Below are 15,651 nucleotides of genomic sequence, written 5' to 3' on the forward strand. Positions count from 1 at the left end.
TTTCCTAGATCGAGGGACCGGCCAGCGACCGGTCGAGGCCACCCAAATGAATGCCACACTCGGTTTTGGCCTGTCCAGCCCAGCGGCCCGAGCGGGCGTCCTCGCCCGGCTTCACCGGCTGGGTGCAGGGGAAGCAGCCGATCGACAGATAGCCATAGGCGACCAGCGGGTTCTCGCGCAGCGCATGCCGGCGCATATAGTCGGCGAGGTCGGCCGTGGTCCACCGCGCCAGCGGATTGATGCGGGTGCGGATGCCGACGGATTCGAACACCGGAAGTGCGGCCCGCGTGGCGGCCTGGAAGCGCTTGCGGCCGGTGAACCAGGCACGGAACGGCTCGACGCCCCGCGCCATCGGTTCGACCTTGCGGATCGCACAGCAGGCTTCGGTATCGCGGCCATGCAGCGTTCCGTCGGGATCGTCGCGATCGAGCGCCGCTTCGTCCGGCGTGACGACGCGGATGTCGGTCAGGCCGAGATCGGCGATGAGCGCATCCCTGTATTCCAGCGTCTCGCCGAAATGCTTGCCGGTGTCGAGGAAGATCACCGGCAGGCCGCGGTCGACCTCGGCGATCATATGCAGCAGCACGGCCGAGTCCGCCCCGAAGGACGATACCGCCACGATGCCGCCGGCGAAGTCGTGAAGGGCTGCCCGCTCGACGACTTCGATCGGGGTGAGATGGCCGAAACGCGCGTCGAGCGCGGCGGCTGCCGCCGCGACTTCGGCTTCGACATTGGCTTCGACGGGCGCCTCAGGCAGCCTTGGCTTCGCTGCCATAAAGCACCTCCTTGAACGGCGCGGGTCCGACCCGGCGATAGGCGTCGAGGAACGTCTCTTTCGGGTCGAGGCGCAGGCCGAGATAGGTGTCGACGATGGTCTCGATCGCATCGGTCACCTCGTCCGGGCCGAAGCCGCGGCCGATGATCTCGCCGATCGAGGTGTTCTCGTCGCCGGAGCCGCCCAGCGTGATCTGGTAGAGCTCGGCGCCCTTCTTCTCCACGCCCAATATGCCGATATGGCCGACATGATGGTGGCCGCAGGCATTGATGCAGCCTGAGATCTTCAGCTTCAGCTCGCCGATCTCGCGCTGACGCTCGAGCGAGCCGAAACGCTTCGAGATCTCCTGTGCGATCGGGATCGAGCGGGCATTGGCGAGCGCGCAATAGTCGAGGCCCGGGCAGGCGATGATGTCGGTGATGAGATTGGAATTGGCCGTGGCCAGCTCGATCTCGACCAGCGCATCATAGACCGCCTTGAGATCGGCGCGCGCGACATGCGGCAGAATGAGGTTCTGCTCGTGGCTGACGCGGATCTCGTCGAAGGCATATTTCTCGGCGATGTCGGCAACCGCCTCCATCTGGCTGTCGGTGGCGTCGCCCGGAGCCTCGCCGATGCCCTTCAAGGAGATCGTGACGGCAGCGTAATCGGGATGGCGATGGGTGACGACGTTCTGGTCGAGCCACTCCGAGAAGCTTTTCGAATCCAGGCGCGCGAGCTTCACGGCGGCGTCGCCTTCCTGCCGCGGCGTCAGGGCCGGCGGTGCGAAATAGGCCTCGATGGCGCGGATGTCGGTGTCGGGCAGCTTCAGCTCGCCGTCCTTCAGCGCCTCCCACTCGACCTCGACCTGCCGAGCCAGTTCCTCGGCGCCGGTTTCATGCACAAGGATCTTGATGCGGGCCTTGTATTTGTTGTCGCGCCGGCCGTGGAGATTGTACACGCGCATGATGGCGGTGGTGTAGGAGAGCAGGTGCTCCTCGGGCAGGAAATCCCTGATCTTCTTGGCGATCATCGGCGTGCGGCCCTGCCCGCCGCCGACATAGACGGCGAAGCCGAGTTCGTCCTTCTCGTTCTTCTTCAGATGCAGGCCGATGTCGTGGACCTGGATGGCGGCGCGGTCACGCTCGGCTCCCGTCACCGCGATCTTGAACTTGCGCGGCAGGTAGGAGAACTCCGGATGGACCGACGACCACTGGCGCAGGATCTCCGCATAGGGCCGCGGGTCGGCGACCTCGTCGGCCGCCGCACCCGCGAAATGATCGGCGGTGACATTGCGGATGCAGTTGCCGCTCGTCTGGATGGCGTGCATCTCGACGCTGGCGAGATCGGCCAGGATGGCGGGCATGTCGGACAGGGCCGGCCAGTTGTACTGGATGTTCTGGCGCGTCGTGAAATGGCCGTAGCCCTTGTCGTATTTGCGGGCGATGTGGGCGAGCATGCGCATCTGCCGCGAAGACAAGGTGCCGTAGGGGATGGCGACACGCAGCATATAGGCATGGAGCTGCAGATAGACACCGTTCATCAGCCGCAGCGGCCGGAACTGGTCTTCCGTGATCTGGCCGGCAAGCCGCCGATCCACCTGGTCGCTGAACTCGGCGACGCGGGCGTTCACGAAATCCTGGTCGAACTCATCGTAGCGGTACATGGTTCTCTTCCGTCGGCCGCGCGGGCCGTTTCCTCACGCCGCCCGGACCAGCTCCGGACGGGCCTGCTTGCCGAGATCGTTGCGGTTCGACGGGCCCGCGGCGCGGATCCTTTCGCGCAGCCGGGTCGGCACCGGCACGCCGTCGACGAGCTCGACGTCGATGAGATTGACGTCGATCACCTCGTTGTTGTCATGCGCAGCCTTGCCGACCGCTTCCAGCCGCGCCTCGGCCTCCTTGTCGGCGGCGATCTCGGAGCGCTCGATGGTCTCGGCCCAGGAGCGGTCGATCGCGTACCAGACGGCCTCGCCGTCTGTCAGGCGATTGGCGGTCAGGATCTTCATGCTGCTGTCCTTTCGGTCGCGGTCCCTTGGGGTCCGGGCGTGGTGACGGTGCGCCGAGTTGTGAGCGGCTCGGAGTTGGCGAAATTGGCGCCGGCGACGGCGTCGCCGATGATGGTCATGACCGGGCCGGAGAGATCGCCGCGCCCTTCGAGCGACGGCAGATCGGCGAGCGTGCCGTGGAACAGCCGGCGCCCGGAGAGGCTGGCGTTCTCGACCACGGCGACCGCCGTGTCAGGCGACAGGCCCGCCTCGATCAGCCGGCCGGCGACATCGGCCGCGACCGAACGGCCCATATAGACGGCCACAGTCGCGCCCGAGATGGCGAGCTTCGCCCAGTCGGGCAGCGTGCCGCCCTTGAGATCGTGGCCCGTGGTGAAGACCATGGAAGAGGCGACGCCGCGCAGCGTCAGCGGCAGCTCGAAATCGGCCGCGGCCGCGAAGGCGGCGGTGACGCCTGGCACGACCTCATAGGAGACGCCGGCATCGCGCAACGCCTGCATCTCCTCGCCGGCGCGGCCGAAGATCAAGGGATCGCCCGACTTCAGGCGCACCACTTGTTTGCCCTGGCGGCCAAGCTCGACCAGCAGCGCATTGATCTCCTGCTGGCTCTTCGAGTGGCAGCCTTTGCGCTTGCCGACCGGCAGGCGCTCGGCATCGCGGCGGCCCATGGCGACCACGGCCTCCGGCACCAGCGCGTCGTGGACGATGACGTCGGCCTGCATCAGCAGCCGCTGGGCCCTGAGCGTCAGCAGATCCTCGGCGCCGGGGCCGGCGCCCACCAGCGCGATATGGCCGCGCGCGGCCGTGCGGCGCAAAAGCAGCTCGGCCGCGGCCTCGCGCGCCTCGTCGGCATGGCCGACTTCCATGGCGCGGGCGGGCGCGCCGGAGAAGAAGTCGTTCCAGAAGCGGCGGCGGACACTGCCCCTGGGCAAGAGCTTTTCGGCCAGGTCGCGGAAGGAGTTGCCAAGCGTCGCGAGTTGGCCGAGCGAAGGCGACAGCATCTGGTCGATGCGGGCGCGGATGAGCTGTGCCAGCACAGGGCCGGCGCCCTCGGTGCCGATAGCGACCGCGACCGGAGCGCGGTTGACGAGCGCCGGGGTGAAGAAGTCGCAGCATTCAGGACGGTCGACGGCGTTGACGGGAATTGAAAGAGCGCGCGCATCGTCGGAAATGCGGCGGTCGAGCGCTTCATCGCCGGTCGCGGCAAAGGCGAGAACGGCGCTGTCGAGCGCGGAAGCGTCGTAGGGAGCGCGGATATGCGCCACATCGTTCGCTGCGATCCAGTCGGCCAGAGCATGCTCCGGCCGGTCGGCGACGATCCGGATCGCGGCGCTCGACTGGGCGATCAGGCGCGCCTTGGCGAGCGCCTCGTCGCCATTGCCGACAACGACCACCACGCGCTCTTCGACCCGCACGAAGACGGGGAAGGCATTGAGCTTGGAAGGGTCTTGCGTCATGCGCGCGGGTTCCGGAACAATAGACGGCATATGTACCGGCTGGCGTTGCCACGCAGAAGGAACGCACTCGCGCCCCGAAACCAAGCAGGCAAACTCTTTTCCGCAGCCTTCCGGGGCCGCAGAAAATTATTCCTCGCCTCCGCGCGGGCTTCCAAGCACCCGCCGCGACCCGCCGGAATCCGGATATGCCGCCGGACGGCAATGCCGCACCGTTTTTGCTTGTGAGCGGCTGCGCCTTGGCCACAATAGGGGCGTCGATGCTGCCGCTGCCGGAAATGAGGAATATCCAATTTCTACTGATTTTGTAGAAATAAGGCGCTGCAGATCGAGTTGCTGCCGCGCGAGCCGGAACCTTCGCCTTCCGCAAGTCGTTCTGCGCAGGCGGACACGCAACGGAACAACAGCGGCAAACGGAAGGAGCGACCGCGATGACCATCAAGCTGAAGCGCGGAACCTGGGTCTTGGTAGCCGATGGCGAGAAGGCGCTCTTTCTCAAGAACAGCGGTGACGCCGTGCATCCCGATCTCGACGTCGCGAGGAAGGTGACGGAGGAAAACCCTCCGACCCGCGAGCAAGGCTCCGACCGACCGGGCCGCTACAGCGACGGGCCGAACGTCCACAGGAGCGCGGTGGACGACACCGACTGGCATATGCTCGCGAAGGAGCGGTTTGCCGAAGAGATCGCCGGCCAGCTTTACAAGCTCGCCCATCGCGGTGCCTTCGACGAGATCATCCTCGTCGCGCCGCCCGCCGTGCTGGGTCAGATGCGCAAGAAACTGCACAAGCTGGTGGAGGACAAGGTGGCCGGCGAAGTGCCGAAAACACTGACCAATATGCCGATCGCACAGATCGAGGCCCTTCTGCAGCAGGAATGGGCCAGGTGAAAGACATGGCGGGTCAGCCCGCCAGGAAATCCTTCAGCAACTGGATCTGCTCGCCATTGGCAAGCGTCGGCGCGTGGCCGCAGCCGGCAATCGTTACCAGCCGCGGCCTCGGTCCGCGCCGCGTCATCGCCTCGGCGGTCTCCTTCGAGAGCACGTCGGAGTGCTCTCCGCGGATGAGAAGCACGGGTGCCGCGACCATGTCATATTTGTCCCAGACGTCGAGATCGGCCTTGTGGACGGTGAACTGGGTCACAATTGCAGGGTCGTAGTGAACGGTGATGCGGCCGTCGTCGGTCCGCCGCGCCGAACTGTCCGCCATGCGCCGCCAGAATGCCGGCGTGTTCTCGCCGAAGGGCGCGTAGTTGCCGCGCAGCCAGGTCTCGAGCTCGCCGATCGTGTCGTAGACCGGCGGGTTCCCGACATAGGATGCGATCCGGCCCGCCCCTTCCGCCGGAATGTCGGGCCCGATATCGTTGACGACCAGGCGGGTGATGCGCCCCTTCAAGGCGCCGGCCGCGAGCGTGATGCCGATCAGCCCGCCCATGGAGGTTCCGACCCAGCGCAGGCTGTCGATGCGATAATGATCGAGCAGGCCAAGCGCGGCCTCGCCGAAGACCCGGTAGGAATAGCCGGCCTCCGGGCTCCTGGCCCAGCTCGACAGGCCGCGTCCCGGCGTGTCCGGACACAGCACGAAATAATCCTCCGACAAGGCCGCCGCCGCCTCATCGAAATCCCGGCCGGTCCGGGCGAGCCCGTGCCACATGACAAGCGCCCGCTTTTCCGGATCGCCCCATTCGGTGACATGGATCTCGAAGCCGGCGGCCTGGACATAGGTCGAGCGGGGACATGTCATCGGCGGGAACCTTTCCCCATGAGGGTCCCGGCGATGCCGGCCGGGAAGAAATAGACGAGCAGGATGAACAAAAGGCCGAGCCAGAGCAGCCAGCGATCCGGATCGAGCAGATCGGGGAGCAGCGGCAGCGACGATGTCGCCTCGGCACCGGCCTCCATCAGGTCTTTCAGATAGAACTGGGCGAGGCTCATCACGGCGACGCCGATGACGGCGCCGACCATGGTGCCCATGCCGCCGATCACCACCATCAGCAATATGTCCATCATGATGCCGAAGGAGAGCGCCACGTCGGGTCCGACATACTTCAGCCAGACCGCGCGCAGCACGCCGGCGAGCGCGGCAATCACCGCAGCGATGCAGAAGATCGCCGTGCGGTAGAAGACGACGCGGTAGCCGATGGCCTCGGCCCGCATCTCGTTCTCGCGGATCGCCTCCAGCACCGTACCCATCGGCGAGGCGACGATGCGCAGCATCAAAAGGAACAGAACGAAGCTCGACAGGAAGACGAAGTAGTAGGCCGCGATCTTGCCGTTGATCGCCACGCCTGCCACACGCAAGGTCTTGCCGTCGCCGTCGGTCAGGAGCTTCGTGGCGGCGGAGAACAGCTTCGGCACCTGATAGGTCATGCCGTCCTCACCGCCGGTGAGATCGGAAAGCTGGCTGGCGAGCACCAGCATGACGGAGGCCGCGGCCAGGGTGACCATGGCAAAGAAGATCGCCTTGACCCTGAGCGACAGGAGCCCGATCAGCACGGCCAGGACAAATGCGGCCAGCACGCCTGCCGCGCCGCCGATGAGGATCGCATCCCAGCCCGGGCCGAAGGCTTTCAGCGCCATCGCCGTACCGTAGGCGCCAAGGCCGAAAAACATGGTGTGGGCGAAGGAGACGATGCCGGTGTAGCCGATCAAAAGGTCGTAGCTGGCCACCACGACGATGAAGACGCAGATGCGCGCCGCCACCTCCTGCGCCCGCACGTCGGGGAAGAGGAAGGGCGCGAAGAGCAGGCAAAGACCGATCGCGCCGGCGATGGCGTAGACGGCGAGGCGGCCCGCGGGGATGGAACGAGAGCCTTGTCCGGTCATCGGGGTGACTGCCGTGGTCATCGGTACGCTGCTCCGGCAGGGACAAAAATGGAGCGTCGGCGCTGCCCGTTATCCTCCTGAAACAAAACCGATTTCAGCACTGCTTTCATGGCAGGGGCTTTTCGCGACGCTCGAACAAGCAGCATCATTTCTCTCACCCCTTGATCGCCGGCTTCAGACCCCAGGGCCGCCACAGGAGGATCGCCATCATAAGGATCATGTTGGAGGCGAGCGACAGTTTCGGCGCGAGGAATGCCACGTAGTTCGCGGTGAGGCCGACGAGGATGGCGCCGATGAGGGAGCCTTCGATCGACCCCAGCCCGCCGATGATGACGACGATGAAGACCAGGATCATCATCTCGGGACCGATCGCCGGCGTGATCAAATGCTGGTAGCCGGCCCACATGGCCCCGCCCATGGCCGCCAGCGCCGAACCCGCCATGAACACGGCGACGAACAGCCTGTCGATGCGGAAACCCAGCGCCTCGACCATCTCGCGGTTCTCGACGCCGGCGCGGATCAAAAGTCCGATGCGCGTGCGGTTGAGCGCGAAATGCATGACCGCATAGACGGCCAGGCCGAGAAGGAAAGCGAAGATGCGGTAGATCTCCACGGCCACGTCACCGATGACGATCGAGCCTGACAGCACCGCCGGGCGGGGCACGGCGACGGGTGCGCCGCCCCAGATCGCCAGGATGAGCTGCTCGGCGACGATCAGTGCCCCCATGGTGATGAGGATCTGGCGCAGGTGATCATTGTAGACGGGCTTGACGATGACCCGCTCGAAGAACCAGCCGGCGACCGCGCCGAAGGCGGTGGCCGCGCCGATCGCCGCGAAAAGGGCGAGCAGGTTGAGCGCGACGCTGCCGCCGGTCACCCAGCCGCCGAGCGCGGCCAGCACCGCGGCGGCGATGAAGGCGCCGAAGGAGACGAAAGCCGAATGGCCGAAGTTCAGCACGTCCATGAGGCCGAAGATGAGCGACAGGCCAGACGCCATCAGGAAGATCATCATGCCCATGGCGAGGCCAGCCACGGTGAGCGTCATCCAGCTCGACGGCGAGCCCACCAGGACGAAGGCGACGAGCGCCAGGAGGACCGGCAGGAGGTTGACGCCGCCGAGACGGGAAAAGGTGGTGGAGAGATGGGTCATTTCGCCTCCTCCGTCACACGAGAGAAGGTCGGCGCTCTACATTGCCCCCCTCTGTCCTGCCGGACATCTCCCCCACAAGGGGGGAGATCGGCCGGCCGCCTGGGTTTCGCCAATCGCCCACGTTGCAGGACGAGCGCCGTCGCCGGTGACAGCCGATCTCCCCCCTTGTGGGGGAGATGTCCGGCAGGACAGAGGGGGGCAACGTAGAGCGCAAACATATCCGGGCTCCTACTGATGCGCCGCGAGCGAGAGGCTGAGCAGGCGGGTCTGCAGCGCCTCGTCGGCGGCAAGCTCGGCCATGCCGCCGCGATGGATGATGCGGCCGTCGTCAATGACTGCGACCGTTTCGCCGAGCGAACGGGCGAAGAGGAAGTTCTGCTCGACCAGCAGGATCGTTGTCTCCCTGGCGATCTCCTGGAAGGCGGCGATCATGTTGCGGATGATGGCCGGCGCCAGGCCCTTGGTCGGTTCGTCGATCAGGATCAGCTCGCGCCGCTCGATGATCGCCCGCGAGATCGCCAGCATCTGCTTCTGCCCGCCCGACAGGGCAAAGGCCTGACGGGACCAGAAGGTCTCCATGGCCGGGAACAGGGCGAAGATGCGCTGCAGCCTGATATCGTCGAAAGCGCCCGTACGCGTCGCCAGCCGCATGTTCTCCTCGACGGTGAGGCCGCCGAAGATGCCCATGTTCTCCGGCACATAGGCGATGCCGAGCCGCGCGATATCGGGCGTGGCGAGCGCGGTGACATCGCGGCCGCGGAAGGCAATGGCGCCCTCGCCGGCCCGCCAGAGTCCCATGATTGTGCGCAGCGTCGTCGTCTTGCCGGCGCCGTTCCTGCCGAGCAGGACGTGGACGCCGCCCTCGGGCACGTCGAGCGAGATGCCGTGCAGGATGTGGTACTGGCCGATATGGGTGTGGACGCCGTCGAGGCTGAGGATCGCGCTCATGAGCCGGCCTCCGCGCCGATCCCCAGATAGATCTCGCGCACGACCGGCAAGGCCATCACCTCGTCCGGCTTGCCGTCGGCGACGAGCTCGCCATTGTGAAGCACCACGATGCGGTCGGCGAGCGCGCGCACCACATCCATCTTGTGCTCGACCAGGAGAATGGTCCTGGTGCTGTCCTTCCTGATCTCGGCGATGAGGTCCAGGATCACCGGCGCCTCGTCGACGGACATGCCGGCCGTCGGCTCGTCGAACATGAAGACCTTCGGCTCCATGGCGAGCAGCAGCGCGACCTCCAGCTTGCGCTGGTCGCCATGCGGCAGCGCGGCGGCAGGCAGGTCCGCGACCGTGGTGAGGCGTGTCATTTCCAGATAGGACTCCGCCTCGCGCTTGAGCCCGCCAAAGGACGATGCGCGGCGCAGGAAAACGGCGCCGACACGCTTGCGGGCCTGCACGGCCAGCCTGACATTCTCGATCACCGACAGCTTCGGGAAGAGATTGGTGAGCTGGAAGGCCCGGCCGATACCGGCTGCGGCGCGCGCCGACGGCGGCAGGCCGGTGACATCGGCGCCGTCGAGGAGGACGCGGCCATGCGTCGGCGTGAGCTGGCCGGAAACGAGGTTGAACCACGTCGTCTTGCCCGCCCCGTTCGGGCCGACGATCGCCGTCAGCTCGCCGGGCACGAAGGCGCAGGTGACGCCGTTGACGGCCGCATGACCGCCGAAGCGGATCGTCAGCTCTTCCGTGCGGAGGGAGGGAGTGGGCATGAAGGGTGCCTGTTTTCGCGCGTGGTGGGCGGCACATACCCCTCATCCGACCGCGCTTTCGCGCGGCCACCTTCTCCCACAAGGGGAGAAGGGGAGGTGCCAAGCGGGCGCGGGTGACGGAGCCAAGCTGCCGACGACCGCGCAGCCAATCATTCCTGGTTGTTGCGGCCGACCGGGATGTTCATCTCTTCCGGCTTGATCTCGCGGACGAGCTCGGGGATGGCCCATTCGACCTTGTCGTCGACCTTGATCTTGAAGGCATACATGGACTGCAGCGCCTGATGGTCTTCCTTGCGGAAGGTCATCTGGCCCTTCGGCGTCTCCCAGCTCATGCCTTCCATGGTCTTGATCAGGGTCTCGGTGTCCCATTCGGGTGCGGTCTCCAGCGCCTTGGCGACAGCCAGCGCGGCCGCCATGCCGCCCGCGGTGAAGAAGTCGGGCGGCGCGTTGAAGCGCTTCATATGCTCGGCAACAAGCCAGTCGTTCACCGCGTTCCTGGGCGCCTCGTAATAATAATACATCGCGCCTTCCATGCCCGGCACCTTCTTGTAGCCGACCAGAGCGGGCAGGATGTTGCCGCCGCTTGAGAGCTCGATGCCGTAGCGGCCGGGATCGGCCGCCGCCAGCGGGCTCATGGCGTCGATGCCGGCGACGTTGATGAAGATCACCTTGCGGCCCGGCTGGTCCTTGAGCGCGTTGAACAGCCGCTCGATCGTCGCGGTGAAGTCGGTCGTCTGCTGCGGCACATATTCCTCGGCGACGATATGCGCGCCCGTGCCTTCCAGCGCCTTCTTGAAGGCGGCGATGCCGTCCTTGCCGAAGGCGTAGTCCTGCGCCAGCGTGGCGACATAGAGGTTCTGGTCCGGCTTGAGCGCGATCGCCTGGGCCTGCATGTCCATCGAGGAGTTCCGCGAGGTCTTGAAGACGTAGCGGTTGGAGTCCTTGCCGGTCAGGCTATCGGCGACCGCCGGCTCGACAAGCAGGACCTTCTCGTATTCGGCCGCCACCGGCAGCATGGCGAGCGCCACGCCGGAGGAGGTGTCGCCGACGGCGAGCACGACGTCCTCATCCTCGAAGGCCTCGGCCAGCATGGCGCGGGCGATGTCGGGCTTGAACTGGCTGTCCTTCCTGACGATCTCAAGCTTGCGGCCCTTGATCTCCATCGTGCCCTTGGTGGCGTATTCCAGCCCCATCTCGAAGCCGGTCTGCGTCTGCTTGGAATAGGCCTCGAGCGGCGAACCCGAAAGGCCATGGATCAGCGCGATCTTCGCCGGTCCGTCCTCGGCGAATGCCGGCTGCAGCGCCAGCAGCACGGCTGACGTCGCCAATGCGGCGAGCAATCTCTTCATGATGTCGTCCTCCCGACCGTTTTTGACCGCGTCCGTGGCTCCCGCCCCGCAGCGAGGGAGCCTCTGTTGTCCGAAAGGTCCGGAAGGGGAGCGCCAACGCCGCGAGCCCGCCCCGCGACACTTGCAATCCTCACGGCGGAGCCGGATAAACGGCGACGCCCTGCGGCGTTCCGTCCGGCATCGATGCGGCGATCTCCTCCCGGTGCCGGCCTCCGCGCGGGCGTCGGTCGGACGAACACGCGGGGCAGCATGGGAGGTATTATTGGCCGGGCCGGAAAACGCAGCAATATCGTAGAAATACGCCATGACGGACACGCCTGAGAGCCTTCACCATCTCGCCTTCGAACATGCGCCCATCGGCCTGGTTCTGACGGAGAGCCGCGTGATTCGCGCCTGCAACCCGGCCTTCGCCGAGATGTTCGGCTATGAGCGTGCCGAACTCGTCGACCACTCCTTCGCCATCCTCTATCCTTCCCACGAGGAATTCGTGAAGGTGCGGGACGTCGGCGTGGAACCGCTGCGCAAGACCAACCGATATTCCGACGAGCGCATCATGGCGCGCAAGGACGGCACGCTGTTCTGGTGCCGGGTGCGCGGCCATTCGCTGACACGCGAGGACGACCCCTTGCGGCGGGCGGTGTGGAGCTTCGCCGACCTTTCGCAGTCACGCCCGGTGCTCGGCTTTTCGGCGCGCGAGCGGCAGATCGTCATGCATCTTGGCGAAGGGCGCACCAGCAAGGACATCGCCAGGGTGCTGAAAATCTCGCCGCGCACCGTCGAGGCCTACCGGGCGCGGCTGCTCAAGAAATTCTCCGCCAACAACGTGGCGGAACTGCTGGCGCATTTGGGCGGCATGCCGCACTGAGGTGAATGGTGAATGGTGAATGGTGAATGGTGAATGGTGAATGGTGAATGGTGAATGGTGAATGGTGAATGGTGAATGGTGAATGGTGAGGATTACTCTTGATTCGTGATTCAATCAAATAGTCACGGCTTATATTATCCCAACTATACCATTCACCATTCACTATTCACCATCAAACATGCTGACCGCCGTTGATATGGATCTCGGAGCCCGTAACGTAGGACGCTTGCTCCGAGCACAGGAAGAAGATGATATCGGCCACTTCCGAGGTCGCGCCCAGGCGGCGCAGCGGGATGGTTTCGACGATCTTCTCGGTGCCGGGCGACAGGATCGCCGTGTCGATCTCGCCCGGCGCAATGGCGTTGACGCGGATTCCGTGTGGGCCGAAGTCGCCGGCCATCTCGCGCGTCAGGGAGCCGAGCGCGGCCTTCGACGTGGCATAGGCCGTGCCGGCGAAGGGATGGACGCGGCTGCCGGCGATCGAGGTGACGTTGACGATCGAGCCCTTCGCCGCCGCCAGTTCCTTGAACAGACCGCGGGCCAGCATGATCGGCGCGAAGAAATTGACCTGGAAGACGTCGCGCCAGACATGCATCGGCGTGTCGATCGAGTTCATGCGGCCGCCCGTCTTCAGCTTGGGCGAGATTCCGGCATTGTTGACCAGCGCGTCGAGCCGGCCGCCATGCGCTTCGAGGCGATGGCGGATCTCGGCGACCGCCACGCCGACATCCTCGGGATCCGACAGGTCGACCTTGATATGGTCCTCAGGGCCGGCCGGCCATGGGCAGTCCTCCGCGAAGGCCTGACGCGAGCAGGTGATCACACGCCAGCCCTCGCGCGAGAAACGCTTCACGGTGGCATGACCGATGCCCCGGCTGGCGCCGGTGAGCACGATGGTTTTTCTGGTGTCGATCTCGGCCATGGTTCTTCCTTCGGCGTGCCGCCGCTCCGCGCGTCCATCCGGACAAGCGCGGGGCGCACTCTTGCCTCTCGCATCGTGCCCCCCGAAGTTCGGGACCGATCCTCGGGCCGATGCGTATGTAGCCGATGCCCGCAGCCGTGGCGAGGGGTGGCGGCGTCGCGAGCGCGCCCGGTCGATCGTCCAAAGCGGCGGAGCCCCATGGTTCGGTGCTGCCGTTCCACCTGCCTGCCTGAAGCATGTCTCCCGAAAGTGGGAGCTGGTTTTGGGATCAACCCGATGCGTTACCCACCGTTGCCGAGGATGACGTCGAGGATCGATCCCGGCCGTTTCTGCCGGGGCCCGCCGACATCGGCGGAGGGGCGGCGGATCGACGCGGTGGAGGAATCGTCCGGATGCGGCGGCGAGAAGCCGCCCGCCGCCTCGACGCTCTCGACCGGACGCGGCCGGCGCAGCGGCGCCTCTGCGCCGACTTCCGCGGCCGGCACGGGCGAGGCATCGAAGGCCGGGTCGGGGTTCCAGCCGCCGGGCAGCCTGGCCACGGGCACGCCCTCATGGGCGGCAAGCATGAATTCGTGCCAGGCCTGTGTCGGCAGCGAGCCGCCGGTGATGTTCTTCGTCGGCTTGCCGTCGTCGTTGCCGAACCACACGCCGGTCGTGAGATTGGCCGTGTAGCCGATGAACCAGGCGTCGCGCGACTTCTGGCTGGTGCCGGTCTTGCCCGCCGCGGGCCAGCCGAACGCGGCCTTGCGGCCGGTGCCCGCCTCCACGGTCTGCGTCATCATGGCGTTCATCATGCCGACGATCTCGGGACGCAGGACACGCGGCATGCTGCCGACACTGTTCTGGTAGAGCACCTCTCCATTGGCGGTCCTGACCCGCTGCACGAAATGCACTTCCGGCCGGTAGCCGCCGTTGGCAAAGGGCACATAGGCGGCGGTCAGCTCCAGCGGGGTCACTTCCGAGGTGCCGAGCGCGATCGAGGTGTTGGATTGCAGCGCCGATTCGATGCCCATGCGGTGCGCGGCCTCGACGACGGCGTCGGGGCCGACCTCCATGGCAAGCTGCGCAGCAACGGAGTTCAGCGACTTGGCGAGCGCCGTGGCGAGCGTGACCCGGCCGTAATATTTGCCCTGGTGGTTCTCCGGCGTCCATTTGCCGATGCGGATGGGCGCATCGTTGCGCACGCTCCGGGGCGTGCGGCCCTGCTCCAGCGCGGCAAGGAACACGAAGGGTTTGAAGGCGGAACCGGGCTGGCGGCGCGCTTCCGAGGCTCGGTCGAACTGGCTGGTTGCATAGTCGACGCCGCCGACCATGGCGCGCACCGCACCCGTATTGTCGATCGACACCAGCGCGCCCTGGCTCACGCCGAGCTTCTTGCCGCTCTCGCCGATCAGTCGGCGGATCGAATCCTCGGCGAGCTTCTGCAGATGGAGATCGATCGTTGTCTCGACGACGACGTCGGTGCGCACCTCGCCGATCAGCCCCGGCAATTCCTCCATGATGCGGTCGGCGACATAATTCTCCGAACCCGTCCAGAACGCGGCGGCTCGGGTGGCGGGTGCCGCCATGGCGACCTTCAGCTCCTTCTCGCCGATCAAGCCCTCTTCCCGCATGGCGCCGAGCACGAGCTGGGCGCGCTCGTCCGCTGCCTTCGGGTCGCGCGCCGGCGACAGGCGGGACGGCGCCTTCAGCAGGCCGGCCAGCAATGCCGCCTCGGACAAGGTCACATCGCGCGCGGACTTGCCGAAATAGCGGCGGGATGCGGCCTCGACGCCATAGGAGCCCGAGCCGAAATAGACCCGGTTCAGATACATCTCCAGGATCTGATCCTTGGTGTGGTTCTGCTCGAGCCAGAGCGCGAGAAGCACCTCCTGCACCTTGCGCTCGATGGTGCGATCCGGCTTCAGGAACAAGTTCTTGGCGAGCTGCTGGGTTAGCGTCGAGCCGCCCTGCGTGAGGCGGCCGGCCATGATATTGCCAACCATGGCCCGGGCGAGGCCGATCGGATCGAAGCCGAAATGCGAATAGAAGCGATGGTCCTCGATGGCGATCACCGCCTTGGGGATGTAGGGCGACATCTCATGCAGGCCGATCGCCTCGCCGCCGGTCATGCCGCGATTGGCGATCAGCTTGTCGTCGACGGAAACGATCCTGACATTGGGCGGGCGGTCGGGGATGGCCCAGGTCGTGGCGCTTGGCATCTTGGCGCCGTAGTAGACGACGATGCCGGCTGCCGCGATGCCGCCCCAGATCGAAAAGACAACGCACCAATAGGCCAGACGCGCGATGATGCCGAGCGAGCTGCGCCGCTTGCGGCGCGGGGTTTTGCGCGATTTCGAGGCGCGGGCTGAGGATTTCTTTCTTGCTGGTCCCCGCTTGCGGCTCGCCGGCACGACGCGGTCCTCCTCGCTGACCGATAGTCCCGACGACCCGTCGCGCAGAGGCGCGTCGAAAGTCGGCTCGATGCGCCTGTTGCGGTCTGCCATGTCGTCCCCGATGCTCATCGGCCCCGGGGGTGGAGACTAAATGCGGTGATTTAAGGGGGTGTTAAAGCGGCTTTCGGGGAAAGGTCCGCTGGCTCCCCTCCTCGCGACCCTTGCAATTTCGATGGATGC

14 protein-coding genes are annotated in these 15,651 nt (G+C 66.0%); 2 read left to right on the forward strand and 12 right to left on the reverse strand.

Annotated features, from left to right (window positions below; translation table 11 throughout):
* Positions 1-4: 4 nt before the first annotated feature.
* The 4 genes from JN280_RS02830 to cysG are packed head-to-tail and all read right to left on the reverse strand — an operon-like array spanning position 5 to position 4,219.
* Positions 5-775 (reverse strand): phosphoadenylyl-sulfate reductase, encoded by a 771-nt coding sequence (locus tag JN280_RS02830; protein ID WP_202310015.1) that lies wholly within the window; start codon positions 773-775, stop codon positions 5-7.
* Positions 750-2,420 carry a nitrite/sulfite reductase gene (locus tag JN280_RS02835; RefSeq protein ID WP_202310016.1) on the reverse strand — a complete coding sequence of 557 codons (1,671 nt, stop codon included), beginning with the start codon at positions 2,418-2,420 and terminating at the stop codon, positions 750-752. Before JN280_RS02835 ends, JN280_RS02830 begins: the two co-directional genes overlap by 26 nt.
* 33 nt (positions 2,421-2,453) lie before the next feature.
* On the reverse strand, positions 2,454-2,762 hold the full coding sequence (locus JN280_RS02840; RefSeq protein WP_202310017.1) for a DUF2849 domain-containing protein: 309 nt from the start codon (positions 2,760-2,762) through the stop codon (positions 2,454-2,456).
* Positions 2,759-4,219, reverse strand: a complete 1,461-nt coding sequence (cysG, locus tag JN280_RS02845) for a siroheme synthase CysG (protein ID WP_202310018.1) — start codon at positions 4,217-4,219, stop codon at positions 2,759-2,761. Before cysG ends, JN280_RS02840 begins: the two co-directional genes overlap by 4 nt.
* Before the next feature lie 428 nt (positions 4,220-4,647).
* Between cysG and JN280_RS02850 the strand changes: the two genes are divergently transcribed.
* Positions 4,648-5,103 carry a baeRF12 domain-containing protein gene (locus tag JN280_RS02850; protein WP_202310019.1) on the forward strand — a complete coding sequence of 152 codons (456 nt, stop codon included), beginning with the start codon at positions 4,648-4,650 and terminating at the stop codon, positions 5,101-5,103.
* Positions 5,104-5,116: 13 nt separating this feature from the next.
* Here JN280_RS02850 and JN280_RS02855 read toward each other — a convergent pair whose 3' ends face one another.
* From JN280_RS02855 to JN280_RS02880, 6 genes are all read right to left on the reverse strand, one after another.
* Positions 5,117-5,956: an alpha/beta fold hydrolase gene (locus JN280_RS02855; RefSeq protein WP_202310020.1), complete on the reverse strand. Its 840-nt coding sequence runs from the start codon at positions 5,954-5,956 to the stop codon at positions 5,117-5,119.
* Positions 5,953-7,059: a branched-chain amino acid ABC transporter permease gene (locus JN280_RS02860; protein ID WP_244742844.1), complete on the reverse strand. Its 1,107-nt coding sequence runs from the start codon at positions 7,057-7,059 to the stop codon at positions 5,953-5,955. The genes JN280_RS02855 and JN280_RS02860 overlap by 4 nt, the downstream gene beginning before the upstream one ends.
* Before the next feature lie 133 nt (positions 7,060-7,192).
* Complete coding sequence (locus tag JN280_RS02865) at positions 7,193-8,188, reverse strand: branched-chain amino acid ABC transporter permease (protein WP_202310021.1); 996 nt, start codon at positions 8,186-8,188, stop codon at positions 7,193-7,195.
* Positions 8,189-8,416: 228 nt separating this feature from the next.
* The gene (locus JN280_RS02870; RefSeq protein WP_202310022.1) at positions 8,417-9,136 is read right to left on the reverse strand and encodes an ABC transporter ATP-binding protein; all 720 of its coding nucleotides are present in this window, start codon (positions 9,134-9,136) and stop codon (positions 8,417-8,419) included.
* Positions 9,133-9,900, reverse strand: coding sequence for an ABC transporter ATP-binding protein (locus JN280_RS02875; RefSeq protein WP_202310023.1), 768 nt, complete (start codon positions 9,898-9,900; stop codon positions 9,133-9,135). Before JN280_RS02875 ends, JN280_RS02870 begins: the two co-directional genes overlap by 4 nt.
* Positions 9,901-10,049: 149 nt before the next feature.
* Positions 10,050-11,249: a substrate-binding domain-containing protein gene (locus JN280_RS02880; protein ID WP_202310024.1), complete on the reverse strand. Its 1,200-nt coding sequence runs from the start codon at positions 11,247-11,249 to the stop codon at positions 10,050-10,052.
* 304 nt (positions 11,250-11,553) lie between these two features.
* Between JN280_RS02880 and JN280_RS02885 the strand changes: the two genes are divergently transcribed.
* On the forward strand, positions 11,554-12,114 hold the full coding sequence (locus tag JN280_RS02885; protein WP_202310025.1) for a PAS and helix-turn-helix domain-containing protein: 561 nt from the start codon (positions 11,554-11,556) through the stop codon (positions 12,112-12,114).
* A gap of 172 nt (positions 12,115-12,286) precedes the next feature.
* Here the strand turns inward: JN280_RS02885 and JN280_RS02890 are convergent, their stop codons facing one another.
* Complete coding sequence (locus tag JN280_RS02890) at positions 12,287-13,036, reverse strand: SDR family NAD(P)-dependent oxidoreductase (protein WP_202310026.1); 750 nt, start codon at positions 13,034-13,036, stop codon at positions 12,287-12,289.
* A 281-nt stretch (positions 13,037-13,317) separates the two neighbouring features.
* The gene (locus JN280_RS02895) at positions 13,318-15,522 is read right to left on the reverse strand and encodes a transglycosylase domain-containing protein (protein WP_202310027.1); all 2,205 of its coding nucleotides are present in this window, start codon (positions 15,520-15,522) and stop codon (positions 13,318-13,320) included.
* Between the last annotated feature and the right edge of the window lie 129 nt (positions 15,523-15,651).

The organism is Mesorhizobium sp. L-8-10 (assembly GCF_016756635.1).
In the GTDB taxonomy this organism is placed as follows: domain Bacteria; phylum Pseudomonadota; class Alphaproteobacteria; order Rhizobiales; family Rhizobiaceae.

Bases quoted from the DNA above. Each gene is read 5' to 3' on its own strand.
- JN280_RS02895 (WP_202310027.1), bottom strand. From the start codon at position 15,522: ATGGCAGACCGCAACAGGCGCATCGAGCCGACTTTCGACGCGCCTCTG.
- JN280_RS02880 (WP_202310024.1), bottom strand. From the start codon at position 11,249: ATGAAGAGATTGCTCGCCGCATTGGCGACGTCAGCCGTGCTGCTGGCG.
- JN280_RS02830 (WP_202310015.1), bottom strand. From the start codon at position 775: ATGGCAGCGAAGCCAAGGCTGCCTGAGGCGCCCGTCGAAGCCAATGTC.
- cysG (WP_202310018.1), bottom strand. From the start codon at position 4,219: ATGACGCAAGACCCTTCCAAGCTCAATGCCTTCCCCGTCTTCGTGCGG.
- JN280_RS02850 (WP_202310019.1), top strand. From the start codon at position 4,648: ATGACCATCAAGCTGAAGCGCGGAACCTGGGTCTTGGTAGCCGATGGC.
- JN280_RS02835 (WP_202310016.1), bottom strand. From the start codon at position 2,420: ATGTACCGCTACGATGAGTTCGACCAGGATTTCGTGAACGCCCGCGTC.
- JN280_RS02875 (WP_202310023.1), bottom strand. From the start codon at position 9,900: ATGCCCACTCCCTCCCTCCGCACGGAAGAGCTGACGATCCGCTTCGGC.
- JN280_RS02870 (WP_202310022.1), bottom strand. From the start codon at position 9,136: ATGAGCGCGATCCTCAGCCTCGACGGCGTCCACACCCATATCGGCCAG.
- JN280_RS02865 (WP_202310021.1), bottom strand. From the start codon at position 8,188: ATGACCCATCTCTCCACCACCTTTTCCCGTCTCGGCGGCGTCAACCTC.
- JN280_RS02840 (WP_202310017.1), bottom strand. From the start codon at position 2,762: ATGAAGATCCTGACCGCCAATCGCCTGACAGACGGCGAGGCCGTCTGG.
- JN280_RS02890 (WP_202310026.1), bottom strand. From the start codon at position 13,036: ATGGCCGAGATCGACACCAGAAAAACCATCGTGCTCACCGGCGCCAGC.
- JN280_RS02855 (WP_202310020.1), bottom strand. From the start codon at position 5,956: ATGACATGTCCCCGCTCGACCTATGTCCAGGCCGCCGGCTTCGAGATC.
- JN280_RS02860 (WP_244742844.1), bottom strand. From the start codon at position 7,059: ATGACCACGGCAGTCACCCCGATGACCGGACAAGGCTCTCGTTCCATC.
- JN280_RS02885 (WP_202310025.1), top strand. From the start codon at position 11,554: ATGACGGACACGCCTGAGAGCCTTCACCATCTCGCCTTCGAACATGCG.